The sequence below is a fragment of the Pedobacter fastidiosus genome (genome assembly GCF_014306625.1).
Classification (GTDB): Bacteria; Bacteroidota; Bacteroidia; order Sphingobacteriales; family Sphingobacteriaceae; genus Pedobacter; species Pedobacter fastidiosus.
The window spans coordinates 67,501-89,693 of sequence record NZ_JACRYL010000015.1; the positions used below are offsets into that span (position 1 = coordinate 67,501).

Genomic DNA, 22,193 nt, shown 5'->3' on the forward strand with positions numbered 1-22,193 from the left:
ACTGAATGGCTTAAAATTTTATCTATAACGAACTTGTTGTTGTTTGTCCATCATGCCCATTTGATCTTTCATTTGCTTAATCTGATCAGCAAGTAATTTATTTTTATCTGCCTTTTTAGCTTCAGCAAGATACATTGTCGCTTCGCGTTTATTACGCTTAGCCATTGCAATACCAGCTAAACTCAACTTAGCCAAGGCAACATTATGATCCATTTGCATACCCAAAGCCAACGATTTTTTAAAATATTTTTCGCTTTGCATTGGTGCCGTTCTACTTTCTATCAATCCAACCAATAAGTTATAATAACCGTGCTGAAGTTTGATCAACTGTGTTTCATAATTGGTAATTCTATTTAAAAACAGCTTTGCCTTAGGCATGTTGTCCTTTCTTAAAAACCATTGTGCTAAAAGCATGTTCTCATTAAAGAAATAGGTTACAATAATAATTATACCTAAAAGAACCGCAATAATGCCCCAAGGCCAAAATCCGAAAATAAATAAAGCTACTGCGCCACCCAGTAAAGCAAACCCCGCAATTAATCTGATAATATTTGGCATAAATTTTAATCTAAATTATTTTTTTTGCAAATATCGTGTTTAAATGGCAGAAATTAGATTTTAAAACAATAATTTCATTAAAAATTTACAACTCATATAAAATTATCATTTAACTATGAAAATCCTATTCTCCATAACCCTAATCGTACTTGCTATGAATGTTTCTGCACAAGAAATCAACAAAAAAATCCATGATCAATCTCACAATAAAGACATTTTAATAAATGCCTGTACACGTGAAGGCATCATGAATTTTCCTGAGTTTAAGGAAATGTACGACCCAATTTATGCAGCTTACATTCCAGATGCTGCAACCATGATCGAGTTGGAAAAATTAATTAAAAAAGAAAAAATCAAAATCGTTTTCGGTACCTGGTGCGGTGATAGTAAGGTGAATGTGCCCAACTTTTTTAAAGTACTTGATGCTTTACACTTCAAAGAAAAAAATGTTGATATTATTGCTGTAGACGGCACAAAAAAAGCTGAAAACGGAATTATTGATGGTTTAAATATTCAAAGGGTTCCTACTTTTATTATCTACGATAAAAAAGGCATAGAACTTGGAAGAATTGTTGAAGGCCCCAAAACAACTTTAGAAGGAGACTTGTTAGCTATATTGAAAAAGAAAGCATAGATATGTCAGCAGCATTAGAACCCGGTTGGTTAGCCGTTTTAGATCAAGAGTTTGAAAAAGACTACATGAAAAATTTGAAGTCTTTTTTACAGGAAGAGAAACAGAGCGGTAATACTGTTTACCCAAAAGGGGCGGATATTTTTAACGCATTAAATACGACTCCATTTGATGCAGTAAAAGTGGTGATTTTGGGTCAAGATCCTTATCATGGCATTGGGCAGGCACACGGTTTGTCTTTCTCCGTACAAAAAGGCGTTGCTACTCCGCCTTCGCTAAAAAATATTTATAAAGAATTAGAAACCGATATAGACGGTTTCAAAACGCCCAATCATGGTAATTTGATCCATTGGGCAGAACAAGGTGTATTATTATTAAACGCAACCTTAACCGTTCGGGCATCTGAAGCTGGTTCTCATCAAAACCGTGGATGGGAAATTTTTACTGATGAAATTATAAAAGCACTTTCCGCAAAACGCAAGCACATTGTATTTCTACTTTGGGGCAAGTATGCGCAACAAAAAGCAACACTTATTGATGAGCAGAAGCATTATGTACTCACCGCGGCACATCCTTCTCCATTTTCTGCTTATAATGGTTTCTTTGGCTCAAAACATTTTTCGAAAGCAAACCAGTTACTGGTGCAAAATAACCTTACACCTATCGACTGGAATTTACTAGGATAATGAACGCTTATTTTATAAGCGGCTTAGGTGCCGATAAAAGAATATTTTCGAGGTTACGACTTAATGAAAGCATCAATATTATTCACATCAATTGGATAACTCCACTTAAGAATGAATCGCTTAAGGATTACGCCGACAGACTGAGTCAAGTTATTGACGTGAATTTACCTTTTGCATTAGTCGGCGTATCTTTTGGAGGAATGATTGCTATAGAAATTTCAAAAATTCTAAATCCAGTTTCTACCATTATTATTTCTAGTGCTGTTTTTAGCAGTGATTTACCTTTACTTTATCGCCTAGCTGGTAAACTCAATTTAGTTAAATTTATTCCCGCTTGGTTATTAAAATCCTCCAATAAACTTACACAAAACTTTTTTTTCGGTACTAAAAGTGAAAGTGAAAAAATGCTTTTGGGCAGAATTATTAGCGACACCGATCCCACTTTTTTGAAATGGGCAATTGGAAGTATTCTCAGCTGGCGCAACGAAATCAAACCTAAAAACCTGATTCACATCCACGGCACTGCAGACAGAATATTGTACTCAAAAAGTGCTCAACCAGATTTTATGATTGAGAACGGAACACACTTTATGGTTTATCAGCAAGCCGATGAAATATCAAAAGTTATTGACAATGTAGTTTTGAGCGAAAGAGATTGCCACATTCCGTTGATAAATCGGAATTCGCAATGATGATAGCAGGGAAAGCCCCTTTAGGGGTTTGGGGTTAATACTCCAAAGGCACAATAGGCTCTTTCTTTGTTGTAGACATTATCATCATCGTTTGGAAAGTTTTCACAACAGAAATTTTACTTATTTTATCCATTATTAAACGCTCGTAAGCTTTAATATCCTTCACATAAACTTTAAGAAGAAAATCTGCTTGACCCGTTACATGGTGACACTCGGTAATTTCTTTGATTTGATTTACTTCATCCAAAAAGATTTGAATCGTATTATTTTTATGGAAATCAAGTTGAATTTGAATAAACGTTTTAATTCCAAGTCCAAGTTTTTCCTCATCTACAAGGGCATGATAACTTTTAATAAATCCTGCCATTTCAAGTTTACGAACCCGCTCTAATGTTGGAGCCGGAGATAATCCGATTTCTTGAGACAATAAAAGGTTGGTAATCCGTCCGTTTTCTTGTAAAATTCTTAAAATTTTAAAATCAATTTTATCTAATTCTGATGCCATATAAGTTCAAAGGTATTGAGAACACAAACATAACCAAATTATATTCTAAATTTTAACATAATTTATCATATATATTTTAAATAAAAATTTTTAGATTTACCTAAAAATAAAATTAGATAAACATAAATGCAAAGTTTTACAGAGGAAAATTATCTCAAGGTTATTTATCACTTGGCAGAAAAAACAGAAACTGTTCAAACCAATGCAATTGCAGAGCAAATTCAAACTAAACCTGCCTCTGTTACTGATATGATTAAGAAACTGGCTGATAAAGGACTGGTTGATTATATCAAATATCAAGGCGTTAGTTTAACAGATAAAGGTAGGTCTGCTGCAATTGATATTGTTCGTAAGCACCGCCTTTGGGAAGTTTTTTTGGTTGATAAACTTAATTTTAAGTGGGATGAAGTGCATGACGTGGCTGAGGAACTAGAACATATTAAATCCGTCGATTTAATTGAACGGCTAGATGAATTTCTGGGTTTTCCAAAATCAGATCCTCATGGCGATCCTATCCCAGATAAACATGGAAGATTTGCCAAAACACAGTTTATAAAACTTATAGATTTAAAAGTCGGAGATTCTGGAACAATTACAGGCGTTAGTCAGCACAGCTCTGCATTTTTAAAACATTTAGAGAAATTAGGTTTAACCCTTGGCAAACAAATTCAAATTACTGATGTTACGGATTTCGATGGTTCAGTAGAAATTCTTTCGAGCGAGAAGCAGATCAATATAAGTAGAGAAGTTGCAAAACATATTTTAATAAGCAGTAATGGCAAAATCTGAATCGTTAAGTGAAGTACATCAAAGCGTAGCCACGGATAAGAGAAAAGGTTGGAGACGAATACTATCTTTTATTGGCCCCGCATATTTAATTAGCGTAGGCTACATGGACCCGGGAAATTGGGCCACTGATTTAGCTGGGGGAAGTAAATTCGGTTATCAACTCATCTGGGTTTTATTAATGTCTAATTTAATTGCCCTTTTACTTCAATCGTTAAGTGCAAGATTAGGTATTGTTAGAGGCTTAGATTTGGCTCAGGCATCAAAACACGCTTACCCACGATGGGCAAATATCCCATTATTTGGACTCGCACAAACCGCAATTATAGCTTGTGATTTAGCCGAAATTATTGGTATGGCCATTGGTTTACAACTTCTTTTTGGGTTACCATTAATCTGGGGAATTTCAATCACCATTTTCGATACAATACTCCTTTTATTTCTTCTAAATAAAGGAATGAGGGCAATGGAAGGCTTTATTGTCTCTATGGTTTTTATTGTGGGGATTTCCTTTTTGGTTGAAATGTTTATTGTAGAACCATCTTTAAAAGAAGTAGCAAAAGGTTTTGAACCTTCATTATTAAGTGGCGATGCCTTATATATTGCCATTGGTATAATTGGCGCAACGGTAATGCCACACAATCTCTATTTGCACTCTTCATTGGTACAAACCAGAAAAATAGAACGCACAAATAAAGGGATTAAAGAAGCCATAAAATTCAACTTAATAGATACCACCGTTGCACTCAACCTAGCTTTTTTTGTCAACGCAGCCATCCTGATTTTAGCAGCAGCTGCCTTTTATAAAAATGGACTGCATGAAGTAGCCGAAATTCAAGATGCACATAAACTTTTATCGAACATTTTCGGCAAGGTAGCACCTGCCCTATTCGCTATTGCCTTGATTGCTGCTGGCCAAAGTTCTACTGTTACAGGTACACTTGCTGGTCAGATCATTATGGAGGGCCATATAAACCTAAGAATTCAACCTTGGTTAAGAAGATTAATTACTCGTTTATTGGCAATTATCCCTGCGTTTTTCACCATTCTTCATTATGGCGATGATGCACTCGGAGGCCTCTTGGTACTGAGTCAGGTAGTATTGAGTTTGCAACTGGGTTTCGCAATTATTCCCTTAATCCATTTTACATCAGATAAAAAATTGATGAAAGATTTTGCCATCAAATTATGGGTAAAGATCTTAGCTTGGGCAAGTGCATTTGGAATTATCGCACTAAATGTTAAGCTGGTTATTGAAGAAATTTCGGGCTGGACAAAAGAAGCAAATAGCTGGTGGATTTATGTGATCATTTTCCCTGCAGTAATCTTAATCGTGCTCCTATTGCTTTATGTTTTCTTTCATCCCCTTATCGATAAAAGAAATATGCACAGGCAGATGGTGCCACACGGAAATGCACTAGACATTGGCAAAATAGAAAAAGTAACCTACGAGCGAATTGGCATTGCAGTTGATTTCTCTAAAAATGACAGAAACACGATTAGGCATGCATTAATTCAAGGCGGAAAAGATGCGCATTATTATCTAATTCATGTGGTAGAAACCGCTGCTGCAAGATATCACGGAGATGTAGTTATGGATCATGAGACACAAAGCGACGGCGAAAATCTCGAAAAATACAGAATCAATCTGGCAGATTTAGGTTATGATTCTACCGCTTTTATTGGCTTCGGAGCAACGGCGAAAGCAATTGCAAAAATTAGCAATACCAATCAACTTGAATTGTTAGTTATGGGCGCTCATGGACATAAGGGCTTGAAAGACCTTATTTTTGGCACAACGGTAGATTCAGTTAGGCATAAAGTAGATATGCCAGTTTTGATTATCCGATAAATGTAGATTCAAGTTTTTAATAACCTGTGCGTTTTAACACGCTGTTCGCTGTATATTTTTGGCAGAAAAAAGCCAAAAAGTATGCCGCTTCCATCGTTAACGCTAGCAAATCTCTTAAAACAATAGATAAATAAACTTATTAACCGACTCAGGCAATTGTTATTTTTTAAGCAATTTCATTATTTTTTGAATGCCACCATCACCACTTTGATAAAGTAAAAGTTTGTTGGCATTGGAGTAAAGATACATTGCCGGATATTTTGAAGGCAGAAATGCAGGAATAAAAGTTTTGTTTTTATCCTGAAGAACGGTAACGTTTGGCTTTGAATTTAAGCCTGGCGCATAAGAAGTAAAAAACTGAGGAATGATGTAAACTTCATCAAGCGTAATCATGTAAATATTAACATCCTTAAATTTTGCATAATTGGTATTTAGAAGTTTTGCTTCCCTTTGGCAATGCTCGCAAGTACAATCGAAAAGTATAAATAAACTCTTTTTTCCTTGTTTTATATCCTTGTTGGAAAAAGGTTTTCCATCAAGTTTAAAAAAAGTAAATTGAGGCAATAATGTTGGTTGCTGTGCCTTTGCTTGTACAGCGATGAAAAAAACTAGGGCTAAAAGGATGTTTTTTAATTTCATTTCGATGTTTTGAATATTCCAAACTTAAGTCAATAAATGATTAAGTACCAAATAAAATTGAGGTTTTACAAACAGATGAGCAAACATGGTGTTAAATATTTCGGGTTGATTTAATTTAAAAATGATTATCACACCAATTTTTAAGATATTTGCAATCCAGCTAAATAGCGGTTATTAAAAAGAGCAGAACTTATTTTGATCTGCACATAGGAACATAAATTTTGAAGAACGACATTAACATAAAAAATAAAAGAGCTTATTTCGACTATAATTTAATTGATAAATATATAGCGGGAATTGCCCTTTTGGGAACAGAAATAAAAGCAATTAGACAAGGTAAAGCAAACATGACGGATGCTTTCTGTATGTTTATTGGAGGCAACTTATACGTTAGAAATCTCCACATTTCAGAGTACAGTCATAGTTCTTTTTATCATCACGATATTAAAAGAGATAGAGCTTTACTACTTCAGAAAAAAGAAATTAGAAAACTGAAACTTAAAGGAGAAGAAAAAGGATACACAATTGTTCCTTTGCGAATTTTTATTAACGAACGTGGGTTTGCAAAAATAGAAATTTCACTTGCACAAGGTAAAAAGGAATTCGATAAACGCGACAGCTTGAAAGACAAAGACGTTAAACGTGAAATGGATAGAGCTATGAAAAGATAGTTCTTTGGCATCATTAGTTTTAATCATGCTAACAAATGAACTAATGACTAATGAACCTATTTTACCAAGCCTGATCGCCGACTAACGGAACAAATCTAAAAGTGTCTAAAACAATTTTATCATAATCAGTCTCGCTTACACGAATCACTGTAACCATTTTTTGAGTTTTTTCATCTCCTACTGGAATTACTAAAATTCCACCTATTTTTAATTGTTTCAGCAAAATTTCTGGAACCAATGGCGCACCAGCAGTTACGATAATTTTATCATAAGGCGCATGTTCAGAAATACCTTTAGAACCATCACCACAATAAAATGTGGGTCTGTAACCCATTCCAGGTAGAACTTGGATGGTACGATTAAAGATATTTTCTTGTCTTTCTATGGTAAATACATTTGCGCCAAGCTCCATTAAAACACAGGTTTGATAACCAGATCCTGTTCCAATTTCCAATACTTTATCTCCTTTTTTAATGTGAAGTAATTCGCTTTGATAAGCTACAGTATAAGGCTGAGAAATGGTTTGTCCATCGCCAATTGGGAATGCAATATCCTTGTAAGATTGGTTCCAGAAAGTTTCGTCAAAAAAGAAATGACGTGGAACTTTACCGATCGCTTTCAACACATTCTCATCTTCAATTCCGCGACTGCTTAATAGCTCAACAAGCTTCTTTCTCGCACCACGTTCTCGGTAATTATCAACAAATTTATAGGCCATGAAGTCTCAAAATTAGCGTTTTTAAGTGGTGAAACAAGCTTAAAATTTCGTTTCGCTTGTAAGTAACAGTAAATCAAAACTAAAAACATTCTCATTTGATTTATTGTTACAAATATATTTTGCAAGTTAGTAAGGAATTATTTCTACTTTTGAAATTCAATAAAATTTATATAAAACATCATTAACACATGAAGAAAATATTACTTAGCCTTATTGTTTTGTGTACTTCTTTAACATTATTTGCTCAATCTAGCGCAGATTATAATTATACGATTGGTTTACGTGGTTTTACTTTAATGCAATTGCCTAAAGTAATGAATCAAACCAATACACAAGATTACGTAAAAGCATACGGAAATGGGTTAATGTTTAAATTCAACGATAATCAAATCAGTTATAGAATTAGTGGAAACTATTACAGAAGCGATGAAGAATTTGATAATACTTGTGCTTCATGCGAAATTGCTAGAGGAAAAGTAACTGATTACTCTTTCAAAATTGGTTTCGAAAAAAACTTTAATTACTCTAGAATTCAACCCTACTTCGGCTTTGATTTAGGTTATCGCTCAAATCGCTTTACTGGAACAATATCTCCAAAAAGCGCATTAGTAGGAAGTACAGACCAAACCGTTGACGCAAGTAAAAATGGTTTAGTGTTGACTCCAGTATTGGGATTAAAAGTTAACATCATTCCGCAACTAAATGTATTTGCAGAAAGTAATTTAGATTTTTATTATTCTTACGAAAAACAAGATCTTACTCTGCCAAATGGTGTAGCTAGAACAGTAACTACCTACAGAAAATGGGAATATCTTTTAAATCCGGTATCTATTGGAGTTCAATTTAGCTTAAACGGAAAAAATTAATAAGGATCAACATCAATCTGGATCATTACGCTTTTGAATTCTTTAACAGCATTAAACTCTGTTAAAGTTTCCCTCAGGGCGTTTTTTACTTTTTGTATAGCTGTGTGCTTATCCGCTTTAATGATAATTTGTTTGATATAAAGGTTTCTTACTCTGCTTACTAATGGCTGTTCTGGACCAAGAACACGTTTTCCAAACTTTGCTTTAAGTGTATTTGCAAGTGAAGCAGCGGCATAATCTAAAACGTGAGAATCTTTATGCTTAACTGATAAAAAGATCATTTTGGTGAACGGAGGATAGAGAAATTTTTCCCTTTCTGCGATCTCATCATTATACATCCCGATGTAGTCGTTATTTACAACCTGCTTAATTATTCGGTTTTCCGCATCGTAAGTTTGAATACACACACTTCCCTGATCAGCACGTCGCCCTGCCCTACCAGCTACCTGCGCTAAAAGCTGAAAACTTCTTTCATAGGCTCTAAAATCTGGATAGCCCAATAAAGTGTCTGCATTAATTACGCCGATTAGGTTTAGATTTTCAAAATCCAAACCTTTGGCAACCATCTGCGTACCAATTAAAATATCAGTTTTCTTATCTTGAAAGTCGGTTAAAATTTGCTGTAATCCGTTTCTTGTTCTGGTTGTATCCATATCCAATCTGGCAATGGTAACCTCTGGATAAAGCAATTTAAGTTCTTCCTCGATTCGCTCCGTTCCAAAACCTTTCTGTTCTACGTGGACAGATCCGCAAGCAGGACAAATATTAACACTACTCTGTTGATAGCCACAATAATGGCAATGCAGTTTTCCGCTACTTTTGTGATAGGTTAGGCTTACATCGCAATTAATACATTTTGGAGTGTATCCACAGGTTGCACAAATTAAAATTGTAGCGTAGCCTCTTCTATTTTGGAAAAGTACAATCTGCTCCTTTTTAGAAAGTGCCAAATCAATATCCTTAATCAAAACGCTGGAGAAGTACGAAACCATTGTTTTCTTCTTCGTTTCTTCTGAGATACTTACTACCTGCTGATTCGGCAATTGAACACCACCAAAGCGTTCCTTCATTTCTACTAATCCGTATTTGCCCTGAAGCGCATTATAATAACTTTCTAAAGATGGCGTAGCAGAACCAAGAATAACCTTTGCTTGATGTAAATGAGCTAAATAAATGGCAGCATCTCGAGCTTGATAACGAGGTGCTGGATCATATTGTTTGTATGAAGGTTCGTGTTCTTCATCTATCACAATAAGTTTTAAATGCTGAAATGGTAGAAATACGGCTGAGCGAGCGCCAAGAATAACTTTATAAGCGCCGTTTCTAACTTTATTCCAAATTTCTACCCGTTCACTATTGTTAAATTTAGAGTGATAAACGCCAATTGCATTGCCGAAGTAGAGTTTTATCCGTTCAACAATTTGTGTTGTTAAAGCAATTTCTGGCAAAAGGAACAAAACCTGTCCGTCAGTTTTATTAATAATCTCTTCTATTAACTTAATGTAAACCTGTGTTTTACCAGAAGCCGTAACACCATGAAGAAGCGTGACCTCCTTTTCAGTAAATAGACTATTTATTTTATTGTAAGCCTTTTGTTGCTCATCGTTTAATACAAAATTTACGCTAAAATCATCATCATGACTAGCCAAACGGCTCACCGGCCGTTTCATAATCACAAAAATATCTTTGTCTGTTAAAGCCTTTAAGGCAGCGGGGCCACAGTTACTTTCCTCTAAAAGTTGCTCTTTGGAAATCGGCAATCCGGCTTTTTGAAGTTTTAAATATGCAAGTAAAGCATCAAGCTGTTTCGGTGCCCGATCTAGGATATTAAATAATTGCTTTAAGTTTTCTTCCTCACTATAAAACTCATTCAATAAAATAAATGATTTTAATAGCGGTTTATATTTCTGTACAACCTCTTCCGCCACCAAAACCAACTCTTTATCCAATAAATGATTAATTATTGGATAAACTGTTTTTTGCCCAAGCAGTTTGGAAACATCATTAACGGTAAGTTTTTGCTGCTTTTTAAGTGCGGAGATTATAATCTCTTCTTTATCGGTAAGTTCAGCATCTTCGTTAAAATCATCACGAAGAATAAGAATGGTTTCGCTAGCTAGCTTTAAACTTGCGGGCAAAGCAGCTGCCATTACATCGCCCTCATTGCACATATAATACTGCGTCATCCATTCCCAAAACCTCAATTGAGTTGGCGTTATAACAGGCTCGTTATCAATAACATCAATAACATATTTCGCCTCGTAAACTGTTGGCGGAAGTTTGGTTATCGCTTTTATTAGTGCTGTATAAATTTTATGTTTACCAAATTGAACAACAACTCGTTTTCCAATTTCAATTTGATTATTAAGATCAAAAGGCACGCGATAAGTATAGTTTTTAGCCAAGGATAAAGGCAAAACAACTTCTACAAAAAGTGTTTCTCTTTCTGTAAACATATCATTTTCGAATGCGTTCATTATTTATCTTTTATGGCTGCAAAAAATAACATAATCCATCCAAGTACAAACAAAAGTCCGCCAATTGGTGTAACTGGACCTATAAATTCGGTAAAGCCGATGTTTAAAATACTACGGGTTGCGAGTAAATATAAAGAACCTGAAAACAGGATTATTCCGAAGGTAAAACAGAAATAAGCAATATTAATAAGTTTGTTTCTATACCGGGCAAAGGTTGAAAGATAAAGCAGTGCAAAGGTATGATAGAACTGATAATCAACACCTTTTTGCCATATTTCTAATGAGGGGCCATCAATTAAACTTTTTAAACCATGAGCGCCAAAAGCACCAAGTAAAACAGCAACAGCACCAAAAAAAGAAGCAGTAAGGATAATACGTTTATTCATAATTTTTTGCTTATAGCAATCGCTAAATTAATAAATTGGCAAAGAACTTCTTACTAATCGATGTAATAAATTAAATTTGTTGCACAGACACATGAAAAGAATAATAATTTTATTAACTGGGTTGGTTATAGGCGTGGCAGCAATGGCCTATGTTTATTTTTCTAAATTAAATAATGAGAACAATGCGAAAGATCTTGCACTACAATCGGCAACAAATAATGCTGCCTTGCTCTTCTCTTTCCAAAATGACAAAAGCTTTTATCAGATAATTGAAGGACAAAGTTTAATTCAGCAGGTACTTGGCGCTGAAAAAACTAATCTTTTAAAACAACTAAAAGAGTTTATTATAAATGACAACACGCTGAACTCGTTTATTAAAGATCAAGAGGTTTACATCAGTGTTCTCCCTGATTCTAATAAAAACTTAAACTTTTTACTAACGCTTCAAATTCAGCAAGACAAATCGGTTGAAGACTTTTATGGCCATATCAAAAGCAAATCTATTGCAGTTAAAAATATGGAAGATGTCTATTCAGTAAAATTAAGCGATAGTTTATCTGTTTTTGTCGGAATTAAAGGTCAAGTTGTAACGGCATCAACTTCGCTGAAATTGGTAAAGGATGCTTCCATTAGATTAGAAGAAAATCCATTTACCGAGTACATTAAAGAAAACAACGTACTTGCTAAAAACGTATTGGCGCATATTTACATCAACTTTAATCAAGCACCATTATTACTTAAAAATATTATTGCAGGAAATATAAATGGCGAAATTTCATTGTTCAACAAACAAAACAGTTTTGCAGCGCTAAATTATAACTTCAGTAAGGAGAAAATTTTATTCAATGGCTATACTGAGCTAAAAGCTGAAGATAATTACTTAAAGATTTTTGAAAACACTCCTGCACAGAGTATAGCGATTAACAACATACTTCCAGACAATACCGCAAATTACGTTTTATATGCCTTTGATGATTATAAAAATTGGCTCAAAAAATTGAATGTTTGGCAAGAGAAAAGGAAAGAAGATCAAAACGTAAAGAAAACTATCGATAATGTTAAAAGCAATTATAGGGTAGATTTAAACAATATTTTCCCTGTTTATTCCAAAAATCAATTTATTGTTTTCCAGTTAAGTACAACAGAAAAACTTGCTGGAATTGCTCTGAGTAATGGCGAGAAAGTAAAACAGCTTTTGCTAGATGTAAGTGCAGATTACAGTGAAGACATCCGTTTATTTAAATCCTCCAACATCTTATATAGTTACTATGGAGAACCGCTTAAGAAGTTCGAAAGGCCATATTATACTATTGTAGACAACAACCTAATTGTAGCCAATAATGCAAGTACGATACAATCTTTCTTGAATGATTACAAGAATAATAGACTTTTAATTCAAAGCCCTGCTTATCAGGATGCTCTGAATCAAATTTCGAGCACATCAAATGTGAGCTATTACATTGGCACTAAGAATTCTACGGATATTTTCAGAAACAATATTTTATCGACTTACTACAAACATTTGAGGGCTGATAGCGGTTTAAAAAGTTTCGATACCTTTTATTACCAAATGAGTGCGGATAAGGGAAAATTCATCACTAACTTGCTTTTAAACAAATATTTAAAACCAGAAATACCAGATTCGTTAAGCAATCGTTAAATAGGCAATAAGCCAGAAAACAATTTTATATGAAGAAACTTTTACTCGCCATTGTGGCGGTAATCAGCTTTACGGCTGTTAACGCCCAACAGTATGCTTTATTCGGAACAAAAACAATGTTCGATGCTTTTGAAAATCCTTCTCAAAAGTCTTTCACACTGGATTCATCCAGAAAATTTTCGTCTAATTTTTTCTTGCCAAATTTTGGGTTTAACGCCGCTAACAAGGGAAGTGCAGAATATATCATTAGAAAACTAACTCAAGAAGGAAAAAATGATACAAGAACCCTTCCAATAGGAACTGGCGATATTAACCATTTTTATGAAAACAGCAATATTTACGTTGCTACTTTTCGCCTTTTTAAATCCTACAAATATCAAAAGGAAATGGGTTTTGCTTGGCAAATCAGATCCGATTCTCAGATAGATTATACCAACGAAACGCTGGCAATTTTTGATTCCTACACTCGTTTTCCTCAATTTACGCAACTTAACGATATTTTGAATACAAAAGGATACCAGCAAACTTATCATCAGTTTAGCTTTACTTATAGAGAGAATTACAATAAAAGATTAGCTTTTGGTGTTAAAGCCAGCTTACTAAGTGGGATTCTTTACAATAAATTAGATATTTCAGATTCCTATTTATACATCAATCCAGAAACCAATTCATTGGATATCGGACTTGCTGGTGTTTACTCGGCAAATTATACGGATACAAAAGAAATCGATAAAAAAACATTCTTTCCCAACTTTAAAAACCCCGGACTTTCACTAAGTTTTGGAACGAATTACACCACTAAAAAAGGACTATTTTTAATGGCCAATGTAAAAGACCTTGGATTTATTTGGTGGAGAAGTAATACAACAAAAACTACGGCAAACGCTTTTAAAACTATTAACAATATTGCTTTCAACCAAGGAAATACCAATCAAGAAATTAAGGATATTTTTCTCATATCAGAAGAGGGAAGTAAATTTTTAGCGCCTACAAATGCAAAAATAGATGTTTACATGTCTAAAGCTTATGGTTTTTATAAACCTGCTCTAGCCGTATCTAAAAGTCTTTTTTACAAAGGTGGAGATATTGCTTTTATAAATACGTTTAAATACAACGATTTTTCTGGCAGTGTTACTCCTCTTTACAACCTCAACAATATATTTATGGTTGGTTTACAGGCAAAGTACCAAACACCAAACTTCGAGATGTTTTTAGGCACCGATAATCTATTATCTACGGCAAGCCAGGTTAGTGGAGTAATCAAAAATGATGCAACTATTGGAAGTGGGCCCAACGGAGGCTCATTTTATATGGGAATTGGGATAAAATTTGGCGATGTAGTTAACCATCCTCAGTTTAGCGATGTAATGCCGGGTATAAATGATAACGAAGGAAGTTTCTTTAAAAACCTTTTTTCTATTTTTAAGAGAAAATAATTTTTAACTTATTTTAAGCCTTTTGTTTCTTTGGTTGAGTAACTACAAAATCTTTTAAATAGAAAGGTTCAAAGTAAGCTACATCTTCAAAAGCTCCATTTGTAAAAGCATTTTCTGCGAGGAAAGACATATAACTTGCCGAGTTAAAATTATCATCACAGAAGAAGGCATTTGAGTTATTTAAAGCTTCCTTACACTTTGACGAACCATCACCAATAAATGTTATTTTCTGATTTGCCAGATGTTCTGCAAAACTGCCTTCATCAATAATTTTTGCTGATGTTGGCTCTAAAACTTTTAAATCAGCACCAAATATTTCTGTATAAACTTCCATTCTCCGAGCGTCGATCATTGGGCAAATTAAGTCTTTATAATCAGGAGTTTTAATTAGAAAACCAGCAGCCATCATTTCCAGTGTTTCTATCGCTATTAATGGAATATCTAGCGCATAACACAATCCTTTTGCTGTTGAAACACCAATTCGTAAGCCAGTATAAGATCCAGGGCCTTTACTTACGGCAATTGCATCTAGATCTTTAAATGTTAACCCAGCTTTTTTTATGGCTTCCTCAATAAAAAGAGTAAGATTACTTGCATGCAAATTCTGCCCGACTTCTTCTTTAACCGTAATCGTTTTTCCATCAATTGATACCGCTACAGAACATACGGAAGTTGCTGTTTCTATTTGAAGTATTTTAGCCATAGGGCAAAGATAAAAAAGGTAGAGGGTTTTTAGGGTAGAAGGTTACAGGTTTTTATTTTCTAAGGCACAGGATCGTGCCCATGACTTCCCCAAGGGTGACAACGGCCGATACGTTTTAAAGCCATCCAACCGCCTTTAAAGGGGCCATATTTCCTTATTGCTTCAACTCCGTATTGCGAGCAAGTTGGTGTAAATCTGCAATTTGCACCGAGCATTGGCGAAATTGCGTATTGATAAATTCGAATCAAACCCAAAAAGAACCAGCCGAAAATTCTATTGATTAGCCTCATTTGGTTGAATTAAGTTTTGAAAACGCTTAAATGTGGCAATCAGCTTTTTTTGAATAAATTCAAACTCATATTTATCTTTCCCCACAAACTGAATGGAAAATAATAGCAAGCCTTTATCTGTTGGTAATTTTGTGTAGAAATTTTCTTGCTTGTTTAAACGATAAGCTTCGCGAATGCGACGTTTGAGTAGATTACGGTCTACAGCTCTTTTATATCTCTTTTTTGGAACATTGATCACTACTTGAGCCTGAACTTCAGCCGGTTCATCAACGAAGAGATAAGACACCCGAAATGGGTATAATAAAAAAGAAGAACCATTTTTAAACAGCAGATCTAAATATTTTCTGCTGCATAATCGTTCTTCTTTCTTGAATGTATACATATATTTTTGATTGATAAATGCAGAATTTGATCTGCCGATTCCGATTGCTCGGAAAAGCAATCAAAAATTATGCTTTATGCTTGCGTTCGTCAGAAACTGTTAATCTTTTTCTTCCTTTAGCACGACGTGATGCTAATACTCGTCTGCCGTTAGCTGTTGCCATTCTTTCGCGGAAGCCGTGTTTGTTTCTTCTCTTTCTTTGCGAAGGTTGGTATGTTCTTTTCATGACTGTATATTATCTATTATAATTTCAAAATTAAGAGGTGCAAATATAAAGCGATTTCTCTACATATGCAAGAGTGTTTTGTTTTATTTTTTCTAATTGTAGAGTTCCTAACGGATGCCGTTGTCACAAATGTAATAATTCTTTTGGAAATTTGGCCCCGTGGCCTAATCTGCCGTAGAAAAGCCAGCATCTCTCTATGGCTTGGTTGGCATTAATTTCGATATTGGTGTATAATTGCCTCTCAAATGCAATTCGTATTTTAATCAAACGTTCTTACGGAACGAAAATAATTATTAAATATTTTTTTTCTACCCAGCAGCCGTCTCGATGGGACGGGGTAAATTAAAAATTATTGATTTATGAATTTTGTTAAAGGGCTCTATAATTCTTTATTGATGAAGTCGCGGAGATAAATTCAGCATGAAATGGTTAGACACAACGTCTAAAGCTTTTATTTATTAGCGAAACATATTTAACCTTCTAAATCCACAACAAGCCAAACCTCGTCCTGTAGGGACAGGATAAATTAAAAATTATGATTTTATTAAAAAAACATATTTTAACCTTATAAATCCGCAACAAGCCAAACCTCGTTCCGTAGGACGACTGCTGGGTAAAAAACAATAGCTTTTTGTTTTTACGTTCCGTAAGAACGTTTGACTTTTATGGTTTGGTTGGTGTTAATATGGATATATAATTACTATCAAACGTTCCTACGGAACGAAAATAATATCAACTATTTTTTTTCTACCCAGCAACCGTCCCGATGGGACGAGATAAGGTAAAAATTATGATTTTATTAATAGAACATATTTTGAACTCATAAATCCGCAACAATCCAAACCTCGTCCTGTAGGCACGACTGCTGGGTAAAAAAACAAAAGCTTTTTGCTTTTACGTTCCGTAGGAACGTTTGATTTGTATGGTTTGGTTGGTATTAATATTATATATAATTGAGATGCAAACGCAATTCCTATATCGATCAAACGTTCCTACGGAACGAAAATAATATCAACTATTTCTTTCTACCCAACAACCGTCCCGATGGGACGAGATAAAGTAAAAATTATTGGCTCAAATGCTTGGTAAAAGAAAGAAATGCTGAAGTAAATTCAGCATGAACTGATTAGGCACAGCGTATAAAGCTCTTATTTTATTAGCGGAATATATTTTAACCCTCTAATCCCCAACAAGCTAAACCTCGTCCTATAGGGACGACTGCTGGGTAAAAAACAATAGCATTTTGTTTTTACGTTCCGTAGGAACGTTTGATATTACATCATCCCCGATTGCTGCTCGAGAGATTAGCGAAGTATATCTCTAAATTAGGAAATTCGGATTTGTAACCAGAGTCAATTGAACAATTTTGATTGCACCTTTGCAGGAGCAGGCTCTAGTTCTCTGCAGCAATTTTGTAAAATAAACCTGATGGAAATGACAGCCCCCGATTTTCTCGGGGCTATAATGCACAGCAGGAGGTAACATAAACCTTAGCTGTAACTTGCTTTTCAAAAAGAATTTAATTAATAAAAGATCTTTATAATCCCAAGGCGGCCTTTAACTTTACATAACCGGTTTTACTAACGGGCAACCAAATGTCTGATTTTAGAAGAACAACATAACTATCTTTTTCCTTAAGCTCTATTTTGGTAACCTGGGCGAGATTGATAATGTAGGAACGATGAATGCGAATAAACTGTCCGGCATCTAAAGTCTGTTCGAAATAAGCCATGGTTTTATTTTTGTAGAAAGCGCCATCAATTGTGCTAAGCTTAACATAATCATCATCTGCTTCAAGGTAATTTATATCAGCTACGGGGATAATTTTAATTACACCATCTTTTTTAACTACGACTCTATTATTTTGAGCAGGCGTTAACGCAGCCGCATTTAATACGGCCTCGGTATTTTCCTTTTGATTAAGTTTTGCTGGAAGCTTTTTAATGGCCGCATCAAAACGGCTCTTATCTATCGGCTTAAGGAGATAATCAACAGCATTTACTTCAAAAGCTTTAATGGCATATTCATCAAAAGCGGTTGTGAAAATAACTGCCGGTTTATCATCTACCAGCTCAAGCATTTCAAAACCGCTTATTTTAGGCATTTGGATATCCAGAAAAATTAAATCGGGTTTGTGCAAGGTAATCGCCTTTAAGCCTTCAAAACCATCGCAACATTCGGCAACAATTTCAATTTCTGCATGATCTGAAAGGTAGTATTTTACAATATCTCTGGCTAAAGGCTCATCATCAATTAGTATGGTCCTGATCATTTTTTTGTGGAATTTTTAGAGTGGTAATATATAAATTATTTGCCTCAATTTCGGTCTGCAATAAATGTGGATTGGCAAATAAAAGATATAATCGACGTTTAATAGCCGTTAAACCAAAGCCCGTTCCTCCGGTTGCTTTCATTTCCGGATCGAATGGATTTTCGACACGTAGTTTCAAAAGATTCTCGTCTACAGTTACATCTACCTTAATTGTGATTTTAGATGAAGTATTATAGAGACCAAACTTGATGGCATTTTCTACTATTGGTTGCAATAATGTTCCGGGCAAACATAAATTCAAAGTATCATCTGCTATATTAACTTCGATGTTTAAACGGTGACTAAACCTAACCTTTTCAATATCCAAATAGAGCTGAATATATTCCATTTCCTCTTCTACAGATACCCATAATTCATCATCGCGTTTTAAAGTTCCACGTAAAAATGAAGCCAGTTTGGTAATCATTACCCCAGCCTCTTTTGGGTTTACCATGGTGAGTGCGAATACAGAATTTAAGCTGTTAAATAGAAAATGGGGCTGTAATTGATGTCTCAGTTTGTTTAGCTCAGCCTCTTTAGCTAGACTTTTAGCAGCTGAAAGCCTTTCTTGTGTTTCTGATTGCTCTTCTAATCGATACCATAAAACGTTAGCTAAAGCACACCAGCCAAGACACATAAAGGAGATTAAGCCTCTAAATGGGAAAGAAAAGTTATAAAAATCGAGGTAATCTTTATAATCGATAAAAACATATTGCAGGGAGTATTTAGCGATGTAAATTATAACGAAGGTGAGTGCCAACGTTACAATTAACACATATAAAATCCGTTCGTTTTTGGGTTGATAATACCCCAACATATTGCTTATGCTTATACATGCTATTGCAAGAAGAAAGTTGTTAATAAAACTATCGGCAAAAGAAATATACCAAGAAAAGTTTACAAAATAGTGTAAACCAATGGCGCACAAAATAACCCAGGAGATTGCAAAAGCAAGCGAGGTTTTCTGTATTTGTGGAATAGTTAATGGTCTAGTAATCAAAGTTTGTTTAGTTAGATTCTGTGAGCAATCTTATTCTGTGTTTTAATTTTTTGAGATAATTTTCTGCTGATTTCGGTTCTAAAATCTTCGAAGCAACTTCTACCCCATCTTTAATTTCGTTAATTTCGGTTAGGCTCGCAATCCCCAAAAATTTCCACACCACTTTTTCGCCTACACAATTTTTGAAAGGCACATTATACTGGGTTGCATGTTGATTTACTTTCTCAACTGCCTCCAATCTATCAGTTGCTTGAAGCAATCTTATTTGCTCATTAAATTGTGGCGAGTGTTTTCCCTCGCCACAAATAACCTGATAGATACAATTTATTGCAAACCATTTCATAATAAAGGGTTTTAAAAACTTCTAATTTCTATCCCTCCAAACATGGCCGTACCATCTAAAATTAAGGTTTTTTGAATTTCTCCATTTGGCATAATGTGAGATCTTTTATCTTCTACACTTCCAAACAATGCAGTCACGTTTGATTTTATTGCCCAGTTTTGCGGAACAACTAATTTTATCCCACCAAAAACGGCAGTAACATCCAGCGAAACCGTATCAGCAAAATCTGATTGCGTCATGTTTATATCCGCTCCACCAAAAACAGCGGTAATATCTCCACCCCTAAAGTTTTTCGAGTAAACAATTTGGTGACTTCCGCCAAAAACAGCCGTTACATCAATAATATCGTTATCAAATGAGCCCTTATCTTTTGCTTTAAAATCAGCAGAATCATCATTCCCCCCAAATTCATTGTTGAAATTGGCTTTAAATTTCTTTTTGTCGAATGTAGATTTTGGCCTAAAAATTAAGAATCCACCAACAATTACCAATCCGAAGCCGAGTGCATATTTGGAAATATCCAGATCAAGCTGTGGTATTCTCTGTAAAGTATTATAAGCTCCTATTAAAACCAGAACCAACCAACCAATACCTTTAAAATTACTTCTTAAGCCAATAAATAACCCCAACACAATTAAAAACGTGTGCCAGCTAATTACCCATCTTGGGATATCCAGCCCAATGTTATTTAATAAAAATGCTAGTCCGATGATGACGATTATTGCCCCGCTCCAAACCCGACCAGAGTTTTTGTTTATATTATTTAGATTTTCCATGTGTGTTCGTATTAATAACCAAAAGTATTTATAAATATTAACCTGCTAAATGAAGAATCCTTAAAAAATGGCTAAATCACGGTAAGTGCCGCTATTTCATCGGTGAAAAATATTTCACTATTTTGAGGCCATGAAAATTCTTCTCTTAATAATTGCCATAACTCTTCCTTTTGGGATTTTTGCACAGAATATAAATCCTACTTATAAGGTTTACGACGTAAAAAAACAAAAATTAATTTCGCTTGATGATATCGTTTCAGACATGAGTAAAGCTGATGTTCTATTTTTGGGAGAAGAACACAATGATTCTATTGGGCACTTTCTGGAGGCCGAACTATTTAAAAAACTGAATGAAAAATATCCTCAACATATAGCATTAAGTTTAGAAATGTTCCATACCGATGTTCAACCAATTGTTAATGAATACTTAGCTGGAGTTATTTCAGAAAAAAATTTTATTAAAGAAAGCAGAGCTTGGGGAAATTATAAAGATTATCGACCTGCCATTGAATATGCAAAACAGAATAAATTGAGTGTAATTGCTGCAAATGCCGCAGCCCGATATAGTAATGCCGTTACAATGGGCGGATTAGATGTTTTGAAAGGTTTTCCAGAATCATCCAAAGCATTTTTACCTCCAATTCCTGTCGATACTGCTACCGGCAGATACAATGAAAAATTCACTGAAACTTTGGGCGGACACAATATGGGTTCGATGAAAATTTATCAAACGCAAAATTTTTGGGATGCAACTATGGCTTGGTCTATGGCAAAATTTGCGAAAGCCAACAAAGGAATCAAGATTTTTCAGCTCAACGGGCGCTTCCACAGTGATGAAAAACTAGGCACATTGGCCAAACTCCAAAAGTATGCGCCAAAGCTAAAAATTTTAAATATCTCATCATTCTCTGATGAAAGCTTTGACAAGCCAGATTGGGGAAAATTTAAAACCCTAGGTGATTATATTATCATCACCGATCCCAAAATTAAAAGAAGTTAATAAAGGCTGTATCATAAATGCAATTGACACCCTGAGCTTGTAGAAGGATTAATAAAAATGCATTTAAAGCATTTCGAAAAGGCTCAACGAGACAAAATCTATTAAAAAATGATTTATGATACAGCTTCTTTTATGCTTTTGATTTTAGCAAATCTCTTATTTCTGTTAAAAGAACTTCTTCCTTTGTAGGCGCTGGTGGCGCAGATGGTGCTACTTCTTCTTTCTTTTTAATATTATTTACCGTTTTGATAATTATGAATAACACCAACGCAACAATAATAAATGAGATTACTTGAGAAAGAAAATTACCGTATTTAATTGCAGTACCAGCAATGGTAAGTTTGCTTAAATCTTCTAAACCTGCAGCTTTAAGTGCTGGACCTAATACTGCCGGAGTGATAATATCTTCGACCAATGAGCTAACAATTTTACCAAATGCTGCTCCAATAATTACACCGACTGCTAAATCGATAACGTTGCCCTTCACGGCAAAATCCTTAAATTCTTTTACAAATCCCATTTTACAAAGTTTTAGAATGATTTATTTACTAAAGTAGCAAAGATTAAATTTAATCCAAATGTTTAGGCAAAAATTTAAA

At 34.6% G+C, this 22,193-nt stretch carries 25 protein-coding genes; 10 read left to right on the forward strand and 15 right to left on the reverse strand.

Translation table 11 applies throughout. The features are described from left to right. Nucleotides 1-18: 18 nt before the first annotated feature. Complete coding sequence (locus H7U22_RS16495) at nt 19-558, reverse strand: DUF2892 domain-containing protein (protein WP_187072443.1); 540 nt, start codon at nt 556-558, stop codon at nt 19-21. Between the two features lie 115 nt (nt 559-673). Here H7U22_RS16495 and H7U22_RS16500 point away from each other — a divergent pair, with 115 nt between their 5' ends. From H7U22_RS16500 to H7U22_RS16510, 3 genes are read left to right on the forward strand one after another with little or no spacing between them, the layout of a single operon-like run. Then, nucleotides 674-1,192, forward strand: a complete 519-nt coding sequence (locus tag H7U22_RS16500; RefSeq protein ID WP_187072444.1) for a TlpA family protein disulfide reductase — start codon at nt 674-676, stop codon at nt 1,190-1,192. Between the two features lie 2 nt (nt 1,193-1,194). Then, nucleotides 1,195-1,875: a uracil-DNA glycosylase gene (ung, locus tag H7U22_RS16505; protein ID WP_187072445.1), complete on the forward strand. Its 681-nt coding sequence runs from the start codon at nt 1,195-1,197 to the stop codon at nt 1,873-1,875. After that, nucleotides 1,875-2,567, forward strand: a complete 693-nt coding sequence (locus H7U22_RS16510; protein WP_187072446.1) for an alpha/beta fold hydrolase — start codon at nt 1,875-1,877, stop codon at nt 2,565-2,567. The genes ung and H7U22_RS16510 overlap by 1 nt, the downstream gene beginning before the upstream one ends. Nucleotides 2,568-2,601: 34 nt before the next feature. On the opposite strand, the gene H7U22_RS16515 is transcribed toward H7U22_RS16510, so the two are convergent. After that, nucleotides 2,602-3,072, reverse strand: coding sequence for an Lrp/AsnC family transcriptional regulator (locus H7U22_RS16515; protein WP_187072447.1), 471 nt, complete (start codon nt 3,070-3,072; stop codon nt 2,602-2,604). Nucleotides 3,073-3,198: 126 nt separating this feature from the next. Here H7U22_RS16515 and H7U22_RS16520 point away from each other — a divergent pair, with 126 nt between their 5' ends. Together H7U22_RS16520 and H7U22_RS16525 are read left to right on the forward strand one after the other, a co-directional pair. After that, complete coding sequence (locus H7U22_RS16520) at nt 3,199-3,861, forward strand: metal-dependent transcriptional regulator (RefSeq protein WP_187072448.1); 663 nt, start codon at nt 3,199-3,201, stop codon at nt 3,859-3,861. Then, the gene (locus H7U22_RS16525; protein ID WP_187072449.1) at nt 3,848-5,710 is read left to right on the forward strand and encodes an Nramp family divalent metal transporter; all 1,863 of its coding nucleotides are present in this window, start codon (nt 3,848-3,850) and stop codon (nt 5,708-5,710) included. The genes H7U22_RS16520 and H7U22_RS16525 overlap by 14 nt, the downstream gene beginning before the upstream one ends. Before the next feature lie 159 nt (nt 5,711-5,869). Here H7U22_RS16525 and H7U22_RS16530 read toward each other — a convergent pair whose 3' ends face one another. After that, nucleotides 5,870-6,349, reverse strand: coding sequence for a TlpA family protein disulfide reductase (locus H7U22_RS16530; RefSeq protein WP_187072450.1), 480 nt, complete (start codon nt 6,347-6,349; stop codon nt 5,870-5,872). Nucleotides 6,350-6,570: 221 nt separating this feature from the next. On the opposite strand from H7U22_RS16530, the gene smpB reads away from it, so the two are divergent. Further along, nucleotides 6,571-7,020 (forward strand): SsrA-binding protein SmpB, encoded by a 450-nt coding sequence (gene smpB, locus H7U22_RS16535; RefSeq protein WP_187072451.1) that lies wholly within the window; start codon nt 6,571-6,573, stop codon nt 7,018-7,020. Between the two features lie 61 nt (nt 7,021-7,081). Here smpB and H7U22_RS16540 read toward each other — a convergent pair whose 3' ends face one another. Next, nucleotides 7,082-7,738, reverse strand: a complete 657-nt coding sequence (locus H7U22_RS16540; RefSeq protein ID WP_187072452.1) for a protein-L-isoaspartate(D-aspartate) O-methyltransferase — start codon at nt 7,736-7,738, stop codon at nt 7,082-7,084. A gap of 188 nt (nt 7,739-7,926) precedes the next feature. Between H7U22_RS16540 and H7U22_RS16545 the strand changes: the two genes are divergently transcribed. Then, on the forward strand, nt 7,927-8,604 hold the full coding sequence (locus tag H7U22_RS16545; RefSeq protein ID WP_187072453.1) for a hypothetical protein: 678 nt from the start codon (nt 7,927-7,929) through the stop codon (nt 8,602-8,604). On the opposite strand, the gene priA is transcribed toward H7U22_RS16545, so the two are convergent. Both priA and H7U22_RS16555 read right to left on the reverse strand, forming a co-directional pair. Beyond that, complete coding sequence (priA, locus tag H7U22_RS16550; RefSeq protein WP_187072454.1) at nt 8,601-11,081, reverse strand: replication restart helicase PriA; 2,481 nt, start codon at nt 11,079-11,081, stop codon at nt 8,601-8,603. The genes H7U22_RS16545 and priA overlap by 4 nt on opposite strands. Continuing rightward, the gene (locus tag H7U22_RS16555; RefSeq protein ID WP_187072455.1) at nt 11,081-11,467 is read right to left on the reverse strand and encodes a DUF423 domain-containing protein; all 387 of its coding nucleotides are present in this window, start codon (nt 11,465-11,467) and stop codon (nt 11,081-11,083) included. The genes priA and H7U22_RS16555 overlap by 1 nt, the downstream gene beginning before the upstream one ends. A gap of 91 nt (nt 11,468-11,558) precedes the next feature. Here H7U22_RS16555 and H7U22_RS16560 point away from each other — a divergent pair, with 91 nt between their 5' ends. Next, on the forward strand, nt 11,559-13,127 hold the full coding sequence (locus H7U22_RS16560) for a hypothetical protein (protein ID WP_187072456.1): 1,569 nt from the start codon (nt 11,559-11,561) through the stop codon (nt 13,125-13,127). 29 nt (nt 13,128-13,156) lie between these two features. Continuing rightward, on the forward strand, nt 13,157-14,563 hold the full coding sequence (locus H7U22_RS16565) for a DUF5723 family protein (protein WP_187072457.1): 1,407 nt from the start codon (nt 13,157-13,159) through the stop codon (nt 14,561-14,563). A gap of 13 nt (nt 14,564-14,576) precedes the next feature. Here H7U22_RS16565 and tsaB read toward each other — a convergent pair whose 3' ends face one another. The 8 genes from tsaB to H7U22_RS16605 all read right to left on the reverse strand — a co-directional run bounded on the left by tsaB (nt 14,577) and on the right by H7U22_RS16605 (nt 20,594). Beyond that, on the reverse strand, nt 14,577-15,266 hold the full coding sequence (tsaB, locus tag H7U22_RS16570) for a tRNA (adenosine(37)-N6)-threonylcarbamoyltransferase complex dimerization subunit type 1 TsaB (RefSeq protein ID WP_187072458.1): 690 nt from the start codon (nt 15,264-15,266) through the stop codon (nt 14,577-14,579). Between the two features lie 59 nt (nt 15,267-15,325). Continuing rightward, complete coding sequence (gene yidD, locus H7U22_RS16575) at nt 15,326-15,556, reverse strand: membrane protein insertion efficiency factor YidD (RefSeq protein ID WP_187072459.1); 231 nt, start codon at nt 15,554-15,556, stop codon at nt 15,326-15,328. After that, a complete protein-coding gene (locus H7U22_RS16580; protein ID WP_187072460.1) occupies nt 15,540-15,938 on the reverse strand; it encodes a ribonuclease P protein component in 399 nt (132 codons plus the stop codon). Before H7U22_RS16580 ends, yidD begins: the two co-directional genes overlap by 17 nt. A gap of 67 nt (nt 15,939-16,005) precedes the next feature. Beyond that, nucleotides 16,006-16,164 (reverse strand): 50S ribosomal protein L34, encoded by a 159-nt coding sequence (gene rpmH, locus H7U22_RS16585; RefSeq protein ID WP_010601723.1) that lies wholly within the window; start codon nt 16,162-16,164, stop codon nt 16,006-16,008. Between the two features lie 1,537 nt (nt 16,165-17,701). Further along, nucleotides 17,702-18,436, reverse strand: a complete 735-nt coding sequence (locus H7U22_RS16590; RefSeq protein WP_187072461.1) for a LytR/AlgR family response regulator transcription factor — start codon at nt 18,434-18,436, stop codon at nt 17,702-17,704. After that, a complete protein-coding gene (locus tag H7U22_RS16595) occupies nt 18,414-19,475 on the reverse strand; it encodes a sensor histidine kinase (RefSeq protein ID WP_222621884.1) in 1,062 nt (353 codons plus the stop codon). The genes H7U22_RS16590 and H7U22_RS16595 overlap by 23 nt, the downstream gene beginning before the upstream one ends. Before the next feature lie 7 nt (nt 19,476-19,482). Continuing rightward, a complete protein-coding gene (locus tag H7U22_RS16600; RefSeq protein WP_187072462.1) occupies nt 19,483-19,818 on the reverse strand; it encodes a DUF4288 domain-containing protein in 336 nt (111 codons plus the stop codon). Between the two features lie 11 nt (nt 19,819-19,829). After that, the gene (locus H7U22_RS16605; RefSeq protein ID WP_187072463.1) at nt 19,830-20,594 is read right to left on the reverse strand and encodes a LiaF transmembrane domain-containing protein; all 765 of its coding nucleotides are present in this window, start codon (nt 20,592-20,594) and stop codon (nt 19,830-19,832) included. 130 nt (nt 20,595-20,724) lie between these two features. On the opposite strand from H7U22_RS16605, the gene H7U22_RS16610 reads away from it, so the two are divergent. Next, nucleotides 20,725-21,594, forward strand: coding sequence for a ChaN family lipoprotein (locus H7U22_RS16610; RefSeq protein WP_187072464.1), 870 nt, complete (start codon nt 20,725-20,727; stop codon nt 21,592-21,594). A 130-nt stretch (nt 21,595-21,724) separates the two neighbouring features. Here the strand turns inward: H7U22_RS16610 and mscL are convergent, their stop codons facing one another. Beyond that, on the reverse strand, nt 21,725-22,114 hold the full coding sequence (gene mscL, locus H7U22_RS16615) for a large-conductance mechanosensitive channel protein MscL (RefSeq protein ID WP_187072465.1): 390 nt from the start codon (nt 22,112-22,114) through the stop codon (nt 21,725-21,727). Nucleotides 22,115-22,193: the final 79 nt, after the last annotated feature.